16 protein-coding genes are annotated in these 17,531 nt (G+C 63.4%); 9 read left to right on the forward strand and 7 right to left on the reverse strand.

The window, feature by feature from the left end:
- Positions 1 to 47: 47 nt before the first annotated feature.
- Both ACLEJW_RS19435 and ACLEJW_RS19440 read left to right on the forward strand, forming a co-directional pair.
- Entirely contained in the window at positions 48 to 593 is a 546-nt protein-coding gene (locus ACLEJW_RS19435; protein ID WP_145187887.1) for a PadR family transcriptional regulator, read from the forward strand.
- Complete coding sequence (locus ACLEJW_RS19440) at positions 586 to 1,344, forward strand: siderophore-interacting protein (RefSeq protein ID WP_313456873.1); 759 nt, start codon at positions 586 to 588, stop codon at positions 1,342 to 1,344. The genes ACLEJW_RS19435 and ACLEJW_RS19440 overlap by 8 nt, the downstream gene beginning before the upstream one ends.
- A 6-nt stretch (positions 1,345 to 1,350) precedes the next feature.
- Here ACLEJW_RS19440 and ACLEJW_RS19445 read toward each other — a convergent pair whose 3' ends face one another.
- Both ACLEJW_RS19445 and ACLEJW_RS19450 read right to left on the reverse strand, forming a co-directional pair.
- Positions 1,351 to 1,977: a Pr6Pr family membrane protein gene (locus ACLEJW_RS19445; protein WP_313456876.1), complete on the reverse strand. Its 627-nt coding sequence runs from the start codon at positions 1,975 to 1,977 to the stop codon at positions 1,351 to 1,353.
- Between the two features lies 1 nt (position 1,978).
- A complete protein-coding gene (locus ACLEJW_RS19450) occupies positions 1,979 to 2,200 on the reverse strand; it encodes a VF530 family DNA-binding protein (protein WP_145187896.1) in 222 nt (73 codons plus the stop codon).
- 165 nt (positions 2,201 to 2,365) lie between these two features.
- On the opposite strand from ACLEJW_RS19450, the gene ACLEJW_RS19455 reads away from it, so the two are divergent.
- From ACLEJW_RS19455 to cmoB, 7 genes are all read left to right on the forward strand, one after another.
- Positions 2,366 to 4,429 (forward strand): TonB-dependent receptor, encoded by a 2,064-nt coding sequence (locus ACLEJW_RS19455; protein WP_440778067.1) that lies wholly within the window; start codon positions 2,366 to 2,368, stop codon positions 4,427 to 4,429.
- A gap of 230 nt (positions 4,430 to 4,659) precedes the next feature.
- Positions 4,660 to 6,003: a carbohydrate porin gene (locus ACLEJW_RS19460; protein WP_440778068.1), complete on the forward strand. Its 1,344-nt coding sequence runs from the start codon at positions 4,660 to 4,662 to the stop codon at positions 6,001 to 6,003.
- A gap of 42 nt (positions 6,004 to 6,045) precedes the next feature.
- A complete protein-coding gene (locus ACLEJW_RS19465) occupies positions 6,046 to 8,457 on the forward strand; it encodes a glucose/quinate/shikimate family membrane-bound PQQ-dependent dehydrogenase (protein WP_440778069.1) in 2,412 nt (803 codons plus the stop codon).
- Between the two features lie 137 nt (positions 8,458 to 8,594).
- Positions 8,595 to 11,015 (forward strand): endopeptidase La, encoded by a 2,421-nt coding sequence (gene lon / locus ACLEJW_RS19470; protein WP_145187905.1) that lies wholly within the window; start codon positions 8,595 to 8,597, stop codon positions 11,013 to 11,015.
- Between the two features lie 144 nt (positions 11,016 to 11,159).
- Complete coding sequence (locus ACLEJW_RS19475) at positions 11,160 to 11,552, forward strand: protease inhibitor I42 family protein (RefSeq protein ID WP_440778070.1); 393 nt, start codon at positions 11,160 to 11,162, stop codon at positions 11,550 to 11,552.
- 89 nt (positions 11,553 to 11,641) lie between these two features.
- A complete protein-coding gene (gene cmoA, locus ACLEJW_RS19480) occupies positions 11,642 to 12,385 on the forward strand; it encodes a carboxy-S-adenosyl-L-methionine synthase CmoA (RefSeq protein ID WP_313294958.1) in 744 nt (247 codons plus the stop codon).
- Positions 12,382 to 13,338 carry a tRNA 5-methoxyuridine(34)/uridine 5-oxyacetic acid(34) synthase CmoB gene (cmoB, locus tag ACLEJW_RS19485; protein ID WP_145187921.1) on the forward strand — a complete coding sequence of 319 codons (957 nt, stop codon included), beginning with the start codon at positions 12,382 to 12,384 and terminating at the stop codon, positions 13,336 to 13,338. Before cmoA ends, cmoB begins: the two co-directional genes overlap by 4 nt.
- Positions 13,339 to 13,400: 62 nt before the next feature.
- On the opposite strand, the gene pdxJ is transcribed toward cmoB, so the two are convergent.
- The 5 genes from pdxJ to lepB all read right to left on the reverse strand — a co-directional run bounded on the left by pdxJ (position 13,401) and on the right by lepB (position 17,531).
- Positions 13,401 to 14,123 (reverse strand): pyridoxine 5'-phosphate synthase, encoded by a 723-nt coding sequence (pdxJ, locus tag ACLEJW_RS19490; protein WP_371921263.1) that lies wholly within the window; start codon positions 14,121 to 14,123, stop codon positions 13,401 to 13,403.
- A gap of 61 nt (positions 14,124 to 14,184) precedes the next feature.
- Complete coding sequence (gene recO, locus ACLEJW_RS19495) at positions 14,185 to 14,868, reverse strand: DNA repair protein RecO (RefSeq protein WP_440778071.1); 684 nt, start codon at positions 14,866 to 14,868, stop codon at positions 14,185 to 14,187.
- Positions 14,869 to 14,930: 62 nt separating this feature from the next.
- Positions 14,931 to 15,833, reverse strand: a complete 903-nt coding sequence (gene era, locus ACLEJW_RS19500; RefSeq protein WP_313456892.1) for a GTPase Era — start codon at positions 15,831 to 15,833, stop codon at positions 14,931 to 14,933.
- Complete coding sequence (gene rnc / locus ACLEJW_RS19505) at positions 15,826 to 16,515, reverse strand: ribonuclease III (protein WP_027917873.1); 690 nt, start codon at positions 16,513 to 16,515, stop codon at positions 15,826 to 15,828. Before rnc ends, era begins: the two co-directional genes overlap by 8 nt.
- Before the next feature lie 161 nt (positions 16,516 to 16,676).
- Complete coding sequence (gene lepB / locus ACLEJW_RS19510) at positions 16,677 to 17,531, reverse strand: signal peptidase I (RefSeq protein WP_145187934.1); 855 nt, start codon at positions 17,529 to 17,531, stop codon at positions 16,677 to 16,679.

Below are 17,531 nucleotides of genomic sequence, written 5' to 3' on the forward strand. Positions count from 1 at the left end.
ATATCTTGAGTAATATCTTGCGATATATCTGAACACAGGACCTGCACATGCGTGAGCACCCCACCCATGACCCGTTCGAGCGTCGCCCCGGCCGCGGCGAGCGCGGGCCACGCGTATTCGCCCCAGGCGACCTCAAGTTGTTGCTGCTGTCGATGCTCGCCGAGCAACCCGGCCATGGCTATGACTTGATCCGGCAGATCGAGAACCTGTTCGACGCCAGTTACACGCCAAGCCCTGGGGTGATCTACCCCACGCTGAATTTTCTCGAAGAAGCCGAGTTGATCAGCGGCCAGGTGCAGGGCAGCAAGCGCCTGTACACCATCACCGCTGCCGGGCGCAGTGCCCTTGTCGATCAGGCGGTGGCGCTGGAGGGCGTGCGCATGCGCATTGAAGTCAGCAAGCGCGCCCTGCGTGGGCACGACCGTCCGCCGCAAATCCATGAAGCGGTGGGCAACCTGCGCCACGCCCTGCACATGCACAGCGGACGCTGGACCCCCGAAGAAATCGAGCGCGTGCGCAGCCTGCTCAACGACACCGCCAAGGCCATCGCCTGCGCGCCGGCCGATCCCGTCAAGGAGAACCCCCATGAGTGACTCCATCCATCGCGTCAACCATGAAATCCGCCAGCGCCGCCTGCAGGTGCTGCGGGTCACCGACCTCACCCCGCGCATGCGCCGCATCACCTTGGGCGGCCCTGAGCTGCAGGGTTTCACCAGCCTGGGGAGCGATGATCACATCAAGCTGCTGTTTGCCGAATCCGCCGAGCAACAGCAGGCCATCGACGCCCGCGGTCTGGGCCGTGATGGCGCAGTTCGGCCGACCATGCGCGAATACACACCGCGCCGGATCGACCTGGATGCCAATGAACTGGACATCGACTTCGTGCTGCACGGCGACGGCCCTGCCTCGACCTGGGCGGCTCAGGCTGCGCCTGGCCAGACGCTGAACATCGCAGGTCCGCGGGCCTCGCTGGTGGTGCCGGATATCTTCGACAGCTACTTGCTGATCGGTGACGAGACGGCCATGCCCGCCATTGGCCGGCGCTTGCAAGCGCTGGCCGCTGGGCGTCGTGTGCTGGCGCTGATCCAGATCGAAAATGACCTGGAACGCCAACCGTTGCCAAGCGCCGCCGAGGTCGAAGTGATCTGGATACCCCGCAGCGAAGACCTGCTGGCACGGCTGCGCAGCCTGGAACTGCCAGCAGGCAAGCTTTACAGCTGGGTAGCGCTGGAAAAATCCTTGACCCGCCAGGCCAAGGCCTTGCTGCTCGACAAGGGCGTAGCCGAAGATGCCCTCAAGGCCGCCGCCTACTGGCGCGCAGAAGGCAGTGCAGACGACGAGTGACCTGGCCTATCGGTGGCCACGCCACCGATCAAGCCCCAGCAGCACCAGCGCGATGGCCCAGAACCCCGCCAGTACGCCCAGGGCGTTGAGCATCACCTGCCCGTAGCCCAAGCTGGCCACGTCGATGAACGGGTAGGCATAGACGCCGATTTCACTGCCACGCCACAGCGCATAGACGAAATACACCGCCGGGTACAGCGCCCACAGCGCCAGATGGCGCCAGCGCAGGCTGCCCTTGGGCACTTCGCGCCACCAATACAGGGTGAACAAGGCAGGCATGACATCGTGCAGCAGCTCATCGGCCAGCCACTGCCAGCCTTCGGGATGCCACAGGTGGCGCAGCAGCACGCTGTAGGCCAGGGCCACCAGAATGATGCTGGCAGCGATCGCCGAGCTGACCACAGGCGAGAGAAAGAAGCGCTTGGCGGCTGACTCACGGCCGAACCCGGCATAGCTCAGCACCGTGGTCACCAGGGTGTTGGTCAGTACCGTGAAGTAACCGAAGACGTTGATCAGCCCGCCGATCAGGCTGGCCTGCTCTTGCCAGCGGTCCAGCAGCACCAGATAGACCTGGATCGCCAGGGCGAACCAGCCGAGCAACGCCATCGCCGTCAGCCAGGGACGTTTAGGCACGTCAGGCCTGGCGCTGCAGCTTGATGTACAGCTGCTCGACCTTCTCCCGCGCCCAGGGCGTCTTGCGCAAGAACGTCAGGCTCGACTTGATGCTCGGATTGCTCTTGAAGCAGCGCACGTCCACGCGTTCGGCCAACCCCTGCCATTGGTAGTGCGCCACCAGTTCAGTGAGGATCTGTTCGAGGGTCTTGCCGTGCAGCGCGTTGTGGTGGGCCGTGCTCATGCCAGTGCTCCGTGGGAAAGATGCGCACCTTACACCAGTGTAGTGATGGGTGGGGCGCGCGTTGCGCGCTGAAAAACCGCTGGCAGGGGCAAAACCTTCTGTGCTGAAATAGTGATGTTATATTGTAACAACATAAAAGCATCTGCCAAGGAACGCCTCATCCCCATGCTGCACATACCGCTTCGCCTCTCCCCTCTCGCTGCTGCGCTGTGGCTGGCCTCCCTGCCGAGCCACGCCGTGGAACTGCAACCTCAAGTGATCACTGCCAACCCCCTGGGCAACGCTCAACTGGCAACCCCCAGCACCTTGCTCGAAGGCGACGACCTGCTGCAACAGCAGCACGCCAGTCTCGGTGAAACCTTGAACAAGCAACCTGGCGTCGCCTCTACCTGGTTCGGCCCAGGCGCCAGCCGGCCAGTGATCCGTGGCCTGGACGGCGACCGGATTCGCATCCTGCGCAACGGAGTCGGCGCCCTCGACGCTTCGGCGCTGTCCTACGACCACGCCGTGCCGCTGGATCCGGTCAGCGTCGAGCGCGTCGAGATCGTCCGCGGCCCTGCGGCGCTGCTGTACGGCGGCAGTGCGATTGGCGGCGTGGTCAACACGTTTGACAACCGCATTCCCGACGCGCCGATCGACGGCATCCACGGCGCGGGCGAACTGCGTTACGGTGGCGCCGACACCACGCGCAGCAGCGCCGGCAAGTTGGAAGCCGGCGACGGCACCTTCGCTTTGCACCTGGATGCCAACAGCCGCCAGTTCAACGACTTGCGCATCCCCGGCTACGCCCTTAGCAGCAAAGTGCGCGACGCCGACGCCGCGGGTAGCCGCCACCGCCTGGAAAACAGCGACGGTCGCCAGGATGGCGGCGCGCTCGGCGGCTCCTACAACTGGGAGCATGGCTATGCGGGCTTGTCCTACAGCCGCTATGACAGCAACTACGGCTCGGTCGCTGAATCCGGCGTGCGCCTGGACATGAAGCAGGACCACTACGCGTTTGCGTCGGAACTGCGCGATCTGGACGGCCCGTTCAGTTCGGTCAAGCTCGATGCCGGCTACACCGACTACCAACATAGCGAGATTGAACAAGGCGAGGTGCACACCACCTTCAAGAACAAGGGCTATGAGGCCCGCATAGAGGCACGTCACCAGCCGCTCGGGCCGCTGCAAGGCGTGGTCGGGGCGCAGGTCAGCCGCAACCAATTCTCCGCCTTGGGTGAAGAAGCCTTCGTCCCGCACACCGATACCGATAGCCTGGCGCTGTTCATGCTCGAACAATGGCAGGCGACCGAGCGTCTGGATCTGAGCCTGGGGGCGCGGCTGGAGCACACCCGGGTCGAGCCCGATGCCAAGGGCAACGAGACCTTCGCCGGTGCCGACGGCAGCAGCAGCTTCAACGCCTTCAGCCTGTCCTCAGGTGCGGTGTATCAGCTCGATCCGGTGTGGTCGCTGGCCGCCAACCTGGCGTACACCGAGCGAGCGCCGACTTTCTATGAGCTTTACGCCAATGGCGCTCACGTGGCCACCGGGGCCTATGAGGTCGGCGACGCCAGCCTGAACAAGGAAAAAGCCATTTCCACCGACCTGGCGCTGCGCTTCGACAATGGCACGCACAAGGGCAGTGTCGGGGTGTTCTACAGTCACTTTCGCAACTACATCGGCTTGATCGGCACCGGCAATCTGCGCGAAGGGCACGATCATGATCATGATGACGATGAGCACGACCACGATCACGATCACGATCACGAGCATGACGAGGGCGGCTTCCCCGAGTATCAATACCAAGGCGTGCGTGCGCGCTTCTACGGTATCGAGGCGCAGGATCGCTGGCAGTTGGCGCAAAATCGCTACGGCAGTTTCGCGCTGGAGCTCTCTGGCGACTACACCCGGGCGAAGAACCTCGACAATGGCCAACCGCTGCCGCGCATTGCCCCACTGCGCTTGAACAGCGGCCTGGTCTGGGAGCTGGAGCGCTGGCAGGCGCGGGTCGACGTGCAGTACGCGGCTGGGCAGCACCGCACCCCGGCCAACGAAACCAGCACCGACGGCTATACCACCTTGGGTGCCAGCGTCGGCTATCGCTTCGATGTCGGCCAAAGCCAGTGGCTGGCATTCGTGCGCGGTGAAAATCTCACCGATCAGACCGTGCGCTATGCCAGTTCCATCCTGCGCGACATCGCACCGGCGCCAGGGCGCAGCGTCGAAGTCGGCTTGCGCACTACGTTCTAAGCACCACGAGGCTCGCGGGCAACGCACTGGCTGCCCGCGAGACTACTGTTGCCGCAACGGTAACAATCCCCTGCGACAAATTGTCTTTTTTTCCACGCGCTTCCCCTATATCCTCCCCGCCCCTTGGCTGAATCGCTTCACCAGCCACTTCCCCGTTATTCGATGCATCGATGGGCACGCTCATTGGTGCGTTCGCCGTTTCCTCGATTATTAAAAGACAGCGCTACCTCATGCCACTGCCTTACATTCGTTACACCCACCTTGCAGCCACTACCCTGGCCGTTTCACTGTGCGCCGCGGCCAATGCCAGCGAGCCATTCGCCCAGGATTCCCCATGGATGTTCGGCGACTGGGGCGGTAGCCGCAGTGAGCTGCTCGAACAAGGCTACGACTTCACCTTTGGCTACACCGGCGAGATGGGCAGCAACCTGCACGGCGGTTATGACCACGAGCGTACCGCGCGCTACAGCGATCAGTTCAGCTTCACTAGCCACTTGGACCTGCAGAAGATCCTCGGTTGGCACGACAGCGAATTTCAGCTCACCGTGACCGAACGGCACGGCGACAACATCAGCAACGACCGCATCAATGACCCACGCGTCGGTGGCTTCACCTCGGCACAGGAAGTCTGGGGCCGGGGCGAAACCTGGCGACTGACGCAAATGTGGATCAAGCAAAAGTATTTCGACGGCGCCTTGGACGTGAAATTCGGCCGCTTTGGCGAAGGTGAAGACTTCAACAGCTTCCCGTGCGACTTCCAGAACCTGGCGTTCTGCGGCTCCCAGGTGGGCAACTGGGTGGGCGGCATCTGGTACAACTGGCCGGTCAGCCAATGGGCGCTGCGGGTGCGCTACAACCTCAGCCCAGCGTTGTACGCCCAGGTCGGGGTGTACGAGCAGAACCCGTCGAACCTGCAATCGGGCAACGGTTTCAAGCTCAGCGGCAGCGGCACCCAGGGCGCGGTCATGCCGATCGAACTGGTGTGGGCGCCACGCATCCAAGGTCTGAAGGGGGAATATCGCGCCGGCTACTACTACAGTAGTGCCAACGCCCAGGATGTTCTCAACGACCGCAACGGCCAGCCGGCCGCCCTCAGTGGCGCCGCCTACCGCAGCAGTTCGAGCAAGCACGGCATGTGGCTTGGCGCCCAGCAGCAAGTGACCTCGCTGGCATCGGACCAGTCACGTGGCCTGAGCGTGTTCGCCAACGCCACGGTGCACGACAAGAAAACCAATGTCATCGACAACTACGTTCAGGCTGGACTGGTTTACAAAGGCCTTCTCGACGCCCGCGCCAAGGACGACATCGGCTTTGCCGTCGCCCGCGTGCACGCCAACCCGGCCTACCGCAAGAATGCGCGCCTGGCCAACCAGGCGGCAGGCTTGGACGACTACGACAATCCTGGCTACTTGCCGGTGCAAGACACCGAGTACAGCGCCGAACTCTATTACGGCATTCATCTGGCCGACTGGCTCACGGTGCGCCCGAACCTGCAATACATCCGCCATCCAGGTGGGGTGTCGCAGGTCGACAGCGCGCTGGTCGGCGGTCTCAAGATTCAAAGCACGTTCTAACCCTTCGCACACTGACAACCTTCACACAACGGAGAACCTAAGATGAGCACTGAAAGTGCCAAACAAGGACGCCGCTGGCTACCGCGCCTGATGGGCGTGCTGCTGTTGCTGATGGGCCTGGCCCTGCTGGCGGGCGGCATCAAACTGAGCCAGGTCGGCGGCTCGCTGTATTACCTGATTGCCGGCATCGGTTTCGCCGTTTCTGGCGCCTTGCTGCTGGCACAACGACGCCTGGCCCTGGGCCTGTATGGCCTGGTGCTGCTGGGCAGCACGGTGTGGGCTTTGCTGGAAGTCGGCCTGGATTGGTGGCAACTGGTGCCGCGCCTGGCCATCTGGTTCGCGATCGGTGTGGTATTGCTGCTGCCGTGGACGCGTCGTCCGTTGATCGGCCCCGGCGCCAAAGCCAATACCGCACTGCTGAGCGTTGCGGTGCTGGCGTCGGGCGCCTGCGCCCTGGCCAGCCAGTTCACCCACCCCGGTGAAGTGTTCGGCGAGCTGGGCCGTGACAACAGTGAGATGGGCAGCGCCGCGCCGGCCATGCCCGATGGCGACTGGCAGGCCTATGGACGCACCGAGCACGGTCATCGCTACTCGCCGCTGCGCCAGATCACCGCGCAGAATGCCTATCGCCTGGAAGAGGCCTGGCGCATTCGCACCGGCGACCTGCCCACCGACAACGATCCGGTGGAACTGACCAACGAAAATACCCCGCTCAAAGCCAACGGCATGCTCTATGCGTGCACCGCGCACAGCAAGGTATTGGCCCTTGATCCGGATACCGGTGCCGAAATCTGGCGCTACGACCCGCAGATCAAGACGCCGGTCGGCACCTTCAAGGGCTTTGCCCACATGACCTGCCGCGGCGTTTCGTACTACGACGAAAACAGCTATGTCAGCCGCGACGGCAGCCCGGCACCGAAGGTCTCCGACGCCGGCCAGGCGGTAGCACAGGCATGCCCACGCCGCCTGTACCTGCCGACCGCCGACGCGCGCCTGATCGCCATCAATGCCGACAACGGCAAGGTTTGCGAAGGCTTCGCCAATCAGGGCGCGATCGACCTGACGACCGGTATCGGCCCGTTCACCGCGGGTGGCTACTACTCCACCTCGCCGGTGGCGGTAACGCGCAGCCTGGTGATCATCGGCGGCCATGTCACCGATAACGAGTCAACCAACGAGCCCTCGGGCGTCATCCGCGCCTACGACGTGCACGATGGTCGCCTGGTGTGGAACTGGGACAGCGACAATCCCGACGACACCCAGCCGCTGGCACCCGGCAAGCTGTACAGCCGCAACTCGGCGAACATGTGGTCGCTGGCCAGCGTCGATGAAGAACTGGGTATGGTCTACCTGCCGCTGGGCAACCAGACGCCAGACCAGTGGGGCGCCGATCGTACCCCGGGTGCTGAAAAATACAGCGCTGGTGTCGTCGCTCTGGACCTGGCTACCGGCAAGGCGCGCTGGAACTACCAGTTCACTCACCATGACCTGTGGGACATGGATGTCGGCAGCCAGCCGACCTTGGTTCACCTGAAGACTCAAGACGGCGTAAAGCCTGCGATCATCGTGCCGACCAAACAGGGCAGCCTGTACGTGCTCGACCGCCGCGACGGCACCCCGATCGTACCGATCCGCGAGATTCCGGTGCCGCAAGGTGCGGTCAAAGGCGACCACACCGCGCCGACCCAGGCGCGTTCGGACCTCAACCTGCTCGGCCCTGAACTGACCGAACAGGCCATGTGGGGCGCTACGCCGTTCGACCAGATGCTGTGCCGCATCCAGTTCCGCGAGCTGCGCTACGAAGGCCAGTACACGCCACCGTCCGAGCAAGGCAGCCTGATCTATCCGGGTAACGTGGGCGTGTTCAACTGGGGCAGCGTGTCGGTCGACCCGGTACGCCAGCTGCTGTTCACCTCGCCGAACTACATGGCCTTCGTGTCGAAGATGGTGCCACGTGAGCAAGTCGCGGCCGGGAGCAAGCGCGAGAGCGAAACCAGCGGCGTGCAGCCCAACACCGGCGCACCCTACGCAGTCACCATGCATCCGTTCATGTCGCCCCTGGGCGTGCCATGCCAGGCGCCGGCCTGGGGCTACGTCGCGGCGATCGATCTGTTCACCAACAAGGTGGTCTGGAAGCGCAAGAACGGCACCACCCGTGACAGCACCCCGATCCCGATCGGCATGCCGGTCGGCGTACCGAGCATGGGCGGCTCGATCGTCACCGCTGGCGGCGTCGGCTTCCTCAGCGGCAGCTTGGACCAGTACCTGCGTGCCTATGACGTGAACGACGGCAAGGAGCTGTGGAAAGCGCGCCTGCCAGCAGGCGGCCAGGCCACTCCGATGACCTACACCGGCAAGGATGGCAAGCAATACGTGCTGATCGTGGCCGGCGGCCATGGCTCGCTCGGCACCACCATGGGCGATTACATCATCGCTTACAAACTTCGGGACTAAGCGGCGGGCTGCAAGCGGCGGGCTGCAAGCAAAAGCGGATGCGCTTCTGTCTTGCAGCTTCAAGCTTGCAGCTTGAAGCTTGAAACCCCTGCCGCTCTGCCCCATCTAAGCACCATAGTCATTGACGCAGGTGCCCCATGAGCGACCAGCAGGATTTGCCGGATCAACCCGACGAACACAGCGCAGTAGAACCACCCGACACCCAGGCCCTTCCCGGCCATGCCCTTGCCCTGCCCGGCCAGCAGCTGCCGGACAAGGTCTATGTGATCCCGATTCACAACCGCCCCTTCTTCCCTGCGCAAGTGCTGCCGGTGATCGTCAATGAAGAGCCCTGGGCCGAAACGCTCGACCTGGTGGCCAAGACCGACCATCACTCGCTGGCGCTGTTCTTCATGGACACCCCGCCCGAAGACCATCGGCATTTCGATACCTCTGCGTTGCCTGAGTACGGCACGCTGGTCAAGGTGCACCACGCCAGCCGCGAAAACGGCAAGCTGCAATTTGTCGCCCAGGGCCTGACCCGCGTGCGTATCCGCACCTGGCTCAAGCATCACCGGCCGCCCTACCTGGTCGAGGTCGAGTATCCGCGCCAACCTGCCGAGCCGACCGACGAGGTCAAGGCCTACGGCATGGCGTTGATCAACGCGATCAAGGAGCTGCTGCCGCTCAACCCGCTGTACAGCGAAGAACTCAAGAACTACCTCAATCGCTTCAGCCCCAACGACCCCTCGCCACTCACCGATTTCGCCGCCGCGCTGACCTCCGCCACGGGCAACCAGCTGCAGGAGGTGCTCGATTGCGTGCCTATGCTCAAACGCATGGAGAAAGTCCTGCCCATGCTGCGCAAGGAAGTCGAGGTGGCACGCCTGCAGAACGAGATCTCGGCCGAGGTCAACCGGCAGATCGGCGAGCACCAGCGCGAGTTTTTCCTCAAGGAGCAGCTCAAGGTCATCCAGCAGGAGCTGGGCCTGACCAAGGACGACCGCAGCGCCGATCTGGAACAGTTCGAGCAGCGCCTGGCGGACAAGACCCTGCCCGAGCAGGCGCGCAAACGCATCGACGAAGAGATGGGCAAGCTGGCCATCCTCGAGACCGGATCCCCCGAATACGCGGTGACCCGCAACTACCTGGACTGGGCCACTGCCCTGCCCTGGGGCGTGTACGGCAAGGACAAGCTCGACCTCAAGCATGCACGCAAGATTCTCGACCAGCACCATGCCGGCCTGGACGACATCAAGGAACGCATCCTCGAATTCCTCGCCGTGGGCGCCTGGAAAGGCGAAATCAGCGGCTCGATCGTGCTGCTGGTGGGCCCGCCTGGCGTGGGCAAGACCAGCATCGGCAAATCCATCGCCGAGTCCCTGGGCAGACCGTTCTACCGTTTCAGCGTCGGCGGCATGCGCGATGAGGCGGAGATCAAGGGCCATCGTCGCACCTACATCGGTGCCCAGCCGGGCAAGTTGGTGCAGGCCCTGAAGGACGTCGAGGTGATGAATCCGGTGATCATGCTCGACGAAATCGACAAGATGGGCCAGAGCTACCAGGGTGATCCGGCGTCGGCGCTGCTCGAAACCCTCGATCCGGAACAGAACGTCGACTTCCTCGATCACTACCTGGACTTGCGCCTGGACCTGTCCAAGGTGCTGTTCGTGTGCACGGCCAACACGCTGGACTCGATCCCAGGCCCCTTGCTCGACCGGATGGAAGTGATTCGCCTCTCCGGCTACATCACCGAAGAAAAACTGGCCATCGCCAAGCGCCACCTGTGGCCCAAGCAACTGGCCAAGGCTGGCGTCGCCAAGACCAGCCTGAGCATCAGCGACACCGCGCTGCGCCTGGTGATCGAGGGCTACGCCCGTGAAGCCGGCGTACGCCAGCTGGAAAAACAGCTAGGCAAACTGGTGCGCAAGGCGGTGGTCAAGTTGATCGACAACCCTGACGCCAAGCTCAAGATCGGCAACAAAGACCTGGAAACCGCCCTGGGCATGCCGGTGTTTCGCAGTGAGCAGGTGCTGGCGGGCAAGGGCGTCATCACCGGCTTGGCCTGGACCAGCATGGGCGGTGCGACCCTGCCGATCGAGGCGACGCGTATCCACACCCTTAACCGCGGCTTCAAGCTCACCGGCAAGCTCGGTGACGTGATGAAAGAATCTGCGGAAATCGCCTACAGCTACGTGAGTTCTAACCTCACGCAATTCGGCGGGGATCCGACGTTCTTCGACGAAGCTTTCATCCATCTGCACGTACCCGAAGGCGCCACGCCCAAGGACGGCCCGAGTGCCGGTATCACCATGGCCAGCGCCCTGCTGTCGCTGGCCCGTGATCAAGCGCCGAAAAAAGGCGTGGCCATGACCGGCGAACTGACCTTGACCGGCCAGGTTCTCCCCATTGGCGGCGTGCGTGAGAAGGTGATTGCGGCGCGTCGGCAGAAGATCTTCGAGCTGATTCTGCCAGAGCCCAATCGCGGCGATTTCGAGGAACTGCCGGAGTACCTGCGTGAGGGCCTGACAGTGCATTTCGCCAAGCGCTTCGCTGACGTGGCCAAGGTATTGTTCTGACCGCTAACCGACACGTGGGAGCGCCGCGCTGGCGTTCCCACTACGACTGAAAACAATGAGGCAACGGTCGCGGCATTGCGCAAAGTCACGCCAAATCCCTCGATCATCGGTTATCCTCGGGTCTTCACCTGCCTAGGAGCTACCATGACTGCCCTGCGTCTGCTTCTTCCCCTGAGCCTGGCGCTGCTCGGGGCCTGCGCCCAGCAGCGCTCGCAAACCGTCGAACTGGATGCCGACAGCGAGTGCCCCGCGCGCTTGCAGGTCGGCCAGACCCTGACCTTGACCCTGCCCAGTAACCCCACCACCGGCTATCGCTGGCTCGTGCAAAACCCGGCCTCGTCGGTGCTGCAAAGCCTCGGCCCGGAGGTCTACAGCACGCCGGAAGACGCAGGCCTGGTCGGCAGTTCGGGGGTTTCCACCTGGCGCTTCCAGGCCCGCGCGGCAGGCAACGGCCAGCTGGTGCTGGTCTATCAGCAGCCTTGGGCTCCGGAAGTTCGCCCCGTGCAGAGCTTCGATTGCGCCATTCGGGTCCATTGAGCGCTCAGCGCTGGTCAGGCAACCATGCATCATCCGCGCGGTTTGGCTAGAATGCCGGCCCTGCATGTCGCAAGCCGCCTGGATTCACCGTGAGCAAACAACCCGACCGCCTATTCGCCCAACCTCTGGAGCAGGTCCCTGACTTCGTGTTCAACGAAGACGTGGTGCGCGTGTTCCCGGACATGATCAAGCGCTCGGTGCCGGGTTACCCGACCATCGTCGAAAACCTTGGCGTGCTCGCGGCCCGCTTCGCCCAGCCGAACACCGCGCTGTATGACTTGGGCGCGTCCCTCGGCGCAGTCACTCAGGCCTTGCGCCGCCATGTGCGCAGCGAGGGTTGCCGGGTGATCGCGGTGGACAATTCGGCCGCCATGGTCGAACGCTGCCGCCAGTACCTCACCGCCCAGGACTCGATGTTCCAGGAGTTGCTGCCGGTCGAGGTGCTCGAGGCCGATATCCTCAGCCTGGCGCTGCAGCCGGCCTCGGTGGTGGCGATGAATTTCACCCTGCAATTCATCGCCCCCGAACAACGCCTGGCCCTGCTCACGCAGATTCGCCAGGCCCTGCTGCCGGGCGGCGCGTTGATTCTCTCGGAAAAACTGCGCTTCGCCGACGCCGATGAACATGCCCTGCTCAACGACTTGCACCTGGATTTCAAACGGGCCAATGGCTACAGCGAACTGGAAATCGCCCAGAAGCGCAGCGCCATCGAAAACGTGATGAAGCCCGACACCCTGCACGCCCACCAGGAGCGCCTCTACGCGGCCGGCTTCAGCAAGGTGGTGCCGTGGTTCCAATGCCTCAACTTTGCCTCGCTGATAGCCCTGCCATGATCGATCTGTCCCCACTGGTGCGGCGTCTTGCCGGCACGCCCCTGGCTAACTGGTCGCAAGGCCTGCAAGCACAACTCGACAACAAGCTGGAAAAAGGCCACGGCGATCTCGACCGCTGGCGTGGTGCGCTGCAGGCGCTGCCGGCCCTCACACCCAGCGAGATAGACCTGGTCAACGGCCTGCGCCTGGATTGCCGGTGCGACGACGCCAGCCGCGTGCAGATGCGTCAGGCACTGATGGGCCTGTCGCCCTGGCGCAAGGGCCCGTTCGACCTGTTCGGGGTCCACGTCGACACCGAATGGCGCTCGGACTGGAAATGGTCGCGGGTCAGCCCGCACCTGGATCTGCGCGGCAAGCGCGTGCTCGACGTCGGCTGTGGCAATGGCTATTACCAATGGCGCATGCTCGGCGCCGGTGCCGACCTGGTAGTCGGCGTCGATCCCAACTGGCTGTTCTTCTGCCAGTTCCAGGCCGTGCAGAAATACCTGCCCGAGCTGCCCGCCTGGCACTTGCCCTTCGCCCTGGAGGAGCTGCCAGCGGGCCTGGAGGGCTTCGACACGGTGTTTTCCATGGGCGTGTTCTATCACCGCCGCTCGCCGATCGAACACTTGCTGGCGCTCAAGGATTGCCTGGTCAAGGGGGGCGAACTGGTGCTGGAGACACTGGTGATCGAAGGTGACGAAAACCAGGTGCTGGTGCCTGAAGACCGTTATGCGCAGATGCGCAATGTCTGGTACTTGCCCTCGGTGCCGGCGTTGTCACGTTGGCTGCGCCGCGCAGGCTTCAGCGATGTGCGCTGCGTGGATGTCAGCGTTACCAGTGTCGACGAGCAACGCAGCACTGAGTGGATGCGTTACCAGTCGTTGAGCGACTTCCTCGACCCTGACGATCACAGTAAAACGATCGAGGGGCTGCCTGCCCCACTGCGCGCCACGCTCGTTGCCCGCAAATAGCCGCAAGCTCAGATCGCAACTGGCCCGCACCCGCTTCCGGCGCGGGCCAGTTCGCAGTGCAATCAGCGCGCTGCAGCGACGATCAGCGCCTTCATCTCCGCTACCGCCGCCTTGAAGCCGACGAACAGCGCATGCGCGACCAGCGCATGGCCGATGTTCAGTTCGTTGATACCCTTGATCGCGGCCACTGCCTCGACGTTGTGATAATGCAGGCCATGGCCGGCATTGACGATCAGCCCCTGGCCGATGCCACATGCCACGCCTTCCTTGATGCGTTGCAGCTCTTCGGCGAGCTCGGTCGGTGTCTGGGCATCGGCATAACGCCCGGTGTGCAGCTCGATGGCCGGCGCACCGACGCGCTGCGCCGCTTCGATCTGGCGCTGGTCGGCATCGATGAACAGCGACACTTCGGCACCGGTGCGCGCCAAGCGCTCGACTGCCGCCTTGATACGTGCCTCCTGCCCCGCCACATCCAGGCCGCCCTCGGTGGTCAGCTCCTGACGGGTTTCCGGGACCAGGCAAATGTGCGCCGGGCGAATCTTCTCGGCGAAGGCCATCATCTCTTCGGTGACGCCCATCTCGAAGTTCATGCGGGTCTGCAGCACGTCCTTGAGCAGCAGCACGTCACGCTCCTGAATATGCCGCCGGTCTTCGCGCAGGTGCACGGTGATACCGTCGGCGCCTGCTTCCTCGGCATCCAGCGCAGCCTTGACCGGGTCCGGGTAGCGGGTGCCGCGGGCCTGACGCAGGGTTGCCACGTGGTCGATGTTGACGCCTAGGAGCATGCGGTTGCTGTGAGTCACGAAGGGCTCTCCTGAAGATTGAGCCACACAGCATACGACGTGCTCAGCGCTTGCGAAACAGTTCCCGGCTGACCAGCGGTCGCGGCCCCAGGTGCACAGCCAGTGCTTGGCGCATCAGGCGCTTGGCCGCCAGCAAGGTGCCCGGCGCCTCCCAGTTCGCCTCGGCCAATGCCAGCAACTCGGTACCGTTGAACAGGCCCGGCTGCAGCAAGTGCACGCGCTCGAGCCCGGCATCGACCTGCAGCCGGTACAAGCCATCGGCGGCGATCGGCTCGTCGTTGACGTCCAGGGTCAAGGAGAAGGTGTAGCCAAGGTCCTGCAGCAGTCGCCACTCGAATGCGCGCAGCAGCGGCTCCAGCGGCCTGCCAGCCGCCAGGGCCTGCAAGGTCAGGGCGTAGTGCTCGAACAACTCGGGCTGCGGGGCTTCCCCAGGCAGCAGGCGCATCAGCAGCTCGTTGAGGTACAGCCCGCTGAACAACGCATCGCCAATGAGCCAGGCGGCAATGCCGACCGTGTCCAGACGCCTGACGTTCTTCAGCTCGCCCTTGCCATGCAACTCGACCTCAAGCGGCACGAACGGTCGCACCAGGCTGCCGCCCTTGCCGCGCGCACGGCGCAACACTGCGCGCACGCGCCCCTGTGGGGTGAAGAAGTCCACCAGGGCGCTGGTTTCCTTGTAGGCCCGGCTGTGCAGGACGTAGGCTGGCTGGCTGACAGGTTGTTCCATGAAAAGATCACTCGCCCCGGGGTTGCACTGGCCGCGCCTACCGGGGGCTGGCGGTGCCGGGATTACAGGTCGCCGTAGCCCAGCGAGCGCAAGGCACGTTCATCGTCGGACCAGCCGCCCTTGACCTTGACCCAGAGGTTGAGCATGACCTTGGAGTCGAACAACACTTCCATGTCCTTGCGCGCTTCGGAGCCGATGCGCTTGATGCGCTCGCCCTTGTCGCCAATGATGATCTTCTTCTGGCCGTCACGCTCGACCAGGATCAGCGCGTGAATGTGCAGCACATGGCCCTGCTGCTTGAACTCTTCGATTTCCACGGTGATCTGGTACGGCAGCTCGGCTCCGAGCTGGCGCATGATCTTCTCGCGCACCAACTCAGCGGCCAGGAAGCGGCTGCTGCGGTCGGTGATCTGATCTTCCGGGAAGAAGTGCTCGTTCTGCGGCAGGTGCTTGGCGATCTGTGCTTCCAGGGCTTCCAGGTTGTGACCCTGTTGCGCGGAGATCGGCATCACTTCGGCGTTTGGCAGCTGTTCCTGCAGCCATTGCAGGTGCGGAATCAGCTCGGCCTTCTCTTCCATGCGGTCGGTCTTGTTGACGGCGATGATCAACGGACCGGTGACGTACTGCACGCGTTCGAGCACCAGTTGGTCTTCGTCGGTCCACTTGGTGCGATCGACCACGAAGATCACCACATCGACATCCTTCAAGGCGGCCGAGGCGTTACGATTCATGTAGCGGTTCAGCGCTTTGTCGTTGGCCTTGTGCATACCCGGCGTGTCGACGTAGATCGCTTGCACGTCACCCTCGGTCTTGATCCCGAGCATGTTGTGGCGTGTGGTCTGCGGCTTGCGCGAAGTGATCGCCAGCTTCTGCCCGAGGATGTGGTTGAGCAAGGTCGACTTGCCCACGTTGGGGCGGCCGACGATGGCCACGTAACCGCAGCGGGTCGGATTGTTGTCAGTCATTGCCATTCTCCACGCCCAGGGCGATCAATGCCGCGGCGGCGGCGACTTGTTCGGCGATACGCCGGCTTACGCCCTGCCCACGGCTTTTGTTGTTCAGCAGTACCACTTCGCATTCGACGAAGAACGTGCGGCAGTGCGGTTCGCCCTGGATGTCGACCACCTCGTAGCGCGGCAGCTCGCAGCTGCGCGATTGCAGAAATTCCTGCAGGCGGGTCTTGGGGTCTTTGTTGGTGTCGACCAGGGTCAGGCCTTCGAACTCATCGGTGAGCCAGGCCAGCACGCGCTCGCGCGCGGTCTGCATGTCGGCATCGAGGTAGATCGCGCCGATCAGCGCTTCCAGCGCATCGGCCAGGATCGACTCGCGGCGAAAGCCGCCGCTCTTGAGCTCGCCGGAGCCCAGGCGCAGGTAGTCGCCCAGGTCGAAGCCCCGCGCCAGGCGGGCCAGCGTCTCGCCTTTGACCAGGCGCGCGCGCAGGCGCGACAGCTGCCCTTCGCGGGCCTGGGGGAAGCGCTCGAACAGCGCTTCGCCAGCGACGAAATTGAGAATGGCATCACCGAGAAACTCCAGGCGCTCGTTATTGCGTCCGGCATAGCTGCGGTGAGTCAGGGCCAGCAGCATTTGCTCCTGGTTCTTGAAGGTGTAGCCGAGCTTGCGCTCGAGACGGGCAAGGGAAGCACTCATGCAGCCACCCGTGGGTTGTTAAACGCGTTGTTCAAATCAACATCCTGAAAGACTGTTGGGCTGTGGTTCGTCGCGCCGAGCGGCGAATCTCTCGTTCCTTGAAAACACAGCCTATGTCAGAAATGCATTCGGCGCTGTCTTCAGGACAGCGCCGATGGGTATCAATGGATCAGGCCGACCCGCGACAGGTTGGGCAGGTGACTGAGCTTGGGCTCTGGCCAGCTCATCCACACCGCAAAGGCCTTGCCGACGATGTTGCGGTCCGGGACCATGCCGTGCAGCGCCTTGGGGATATTCGGATCGTCCCAGTAGCGGCTGTCGTTGGAGTTGTCGCGGTTGTCGCCCATCATGAAGTAATGGCCTGCCGGGACGGTCCATTGCTGGTCCGGCGGCATGCGATAGCGGGTCATTTCCTTGCGAATCAAGTGCTCGGCAGCGCCGAGTTTTTCCTTGTACAGCTCAGCGCTGCCCAGGGTGCCCGGCTCGGTACCGACCAACTGCTCGGCAATCGGCTGACCGTTGACGAACAGCCGCTTGTCGCTGGTGTAGCTGATCGTGTCGCCCGGCAGGCCGACGACGCGCTTGATGTAATTGACGTTCGGGTCGCTGGGGTAGCGGAACACCATCACATCGCCGCGCTGCGGGTCACCGACTTCGATCACTTTCTTGTCGATCACCGGCAGGCGAATGCCATAGGAGAACTTATTGACCAGAATGAAATCGCCGACTTCCAGGGTTGGTTTCATCGACCCCGACGGGATCTGGAACGGCTCGACCAGAAACGAGCGCAGCACCAGCACGATGAACAACACCGGGAAGAACGACTTGCCATATTCGACCAGCAGCGGCTCCTTGTTCAGGCGCTCGACCACAGCCATTTCTGGCTGAGTGACGCTGCCCTGATAAGTGGCGACTGCTGCCCGCCGGCGCGGAGCCAGGAACAACAGGTCGATCAAGCCCAGCAGACCGCAGACGAAAACGGCGATGACTAGCAACAGCGGGAAATTTAGCGACAT

The sequence above is a fragment of the Pseudomonas sp. SMSB3 genome, assembly GCF_052041965.1.
GTDB lineage: Bacteria > Pseudomonadota > Gammaproteobacteria > Pseudomonadales > Pseudomonadaceae > Aquipseudomonas.

Excerpts from the sequence above, each read along its gene's own strand:
- ACLEJW_RS19435 (WP_145187887.1), top strand. The coding sequence starts at position 48 with ATGCGTGAGCACCCCACCCATGACCCGTTCGAGCGTCGCCCCGGCCGC.
- ACLEJW_RS19440 (WP_313456873.1), top strand. The coding sequence starts at position 586 with ATGAGTGACTCCATCCATCGCGTCAACCATGAAATCCGCCAGCGCCGC.
- ACLEJW_RS19450 (WP_145187896.1), bottom strand. The coding sequence starts at position 2,200 with ATGAGCACGGCCCACCACAACGCGCTGCACGGCAAGACCCTCGAACAG.
- ACLEJW_RS19455 (WP_440778067.1), top strand. The coding sequence starts at position 2,366 with ATGCTGCACATACCGCTTCGCCTCTCCCCTCTCGCTGCTGCGCTGTGG.
- ACLEJW_RS19460 (WP_440778068.1), top strand. The coding sequence starts at position 4,660 with ATGCCACTGCCTTACATTCGTTACACCCACCTTGCAGCCACTACCCTG.
- ACLEJW_RS19465 (WP_440778069.1), top strand. The coding sequence starts at position 6,046 with ATGAGCACTGAAAGTGCCAAACAAGGACGCCGCTGGCTACCGCGCCTG.
- lon (WP_145187905.1), top strand. The coding sequence starts at position 8,595 with ATGAGCGACCAGCAGGATTTGCCGGATCAACCCGACGAACACAGCGCA.
- ACLEJW_RS19475 (WP_440778070.1), top strand. The coding sequence starts at position 11,160 with ATGACTGCCCTGCGTCTGCTTCTTCCCCTGAGCCTGGCGCTGCTCGGG.
- cmoB (WP_145187921.1), top strand. The coding sequence starts at position 12,382 with ATGATCGATCTGTCCCCACTGGTGCGGCGTCTTGCCGGCACGCCCCTG.
- pdxJ (WP_371921263.1), bottom strand. The coding sequence starts at position 14,123 with ATGCTCCTAGGCGTCAACATCGACCACGTGGCAACCCTGCGTCAGGCC.
- recO (WP_440778071.1), bottom strand. The coding sequence starts at position 14,868 with ATGGAACAACCTGTCAGCCAGCCAGCCTACGTCCTGCACAGCCGGGCC.
- era (WP_313456892.1), bottom strand. The coding sequence starts at position 15,833 with ATGACTGACAACAATCCGACCCGCTGCGGTTACGTGGCCATCGTCGGC.
- rnc (WP_027917873.1), bottom strand. The coding sequence starts at position 16,515 with ATGAGTGCTTCCCTTGCCCGTCTCGAGCGCAAGCTCGGCTACACCTTC.
- lepB (WP_145187934.1), bottom strand. The coding sequence starts at position 17,531 with ATGTCGCTAAATTTCCCGCTGTTGCTAGTCATCGCCGTTTTCGTCTGC.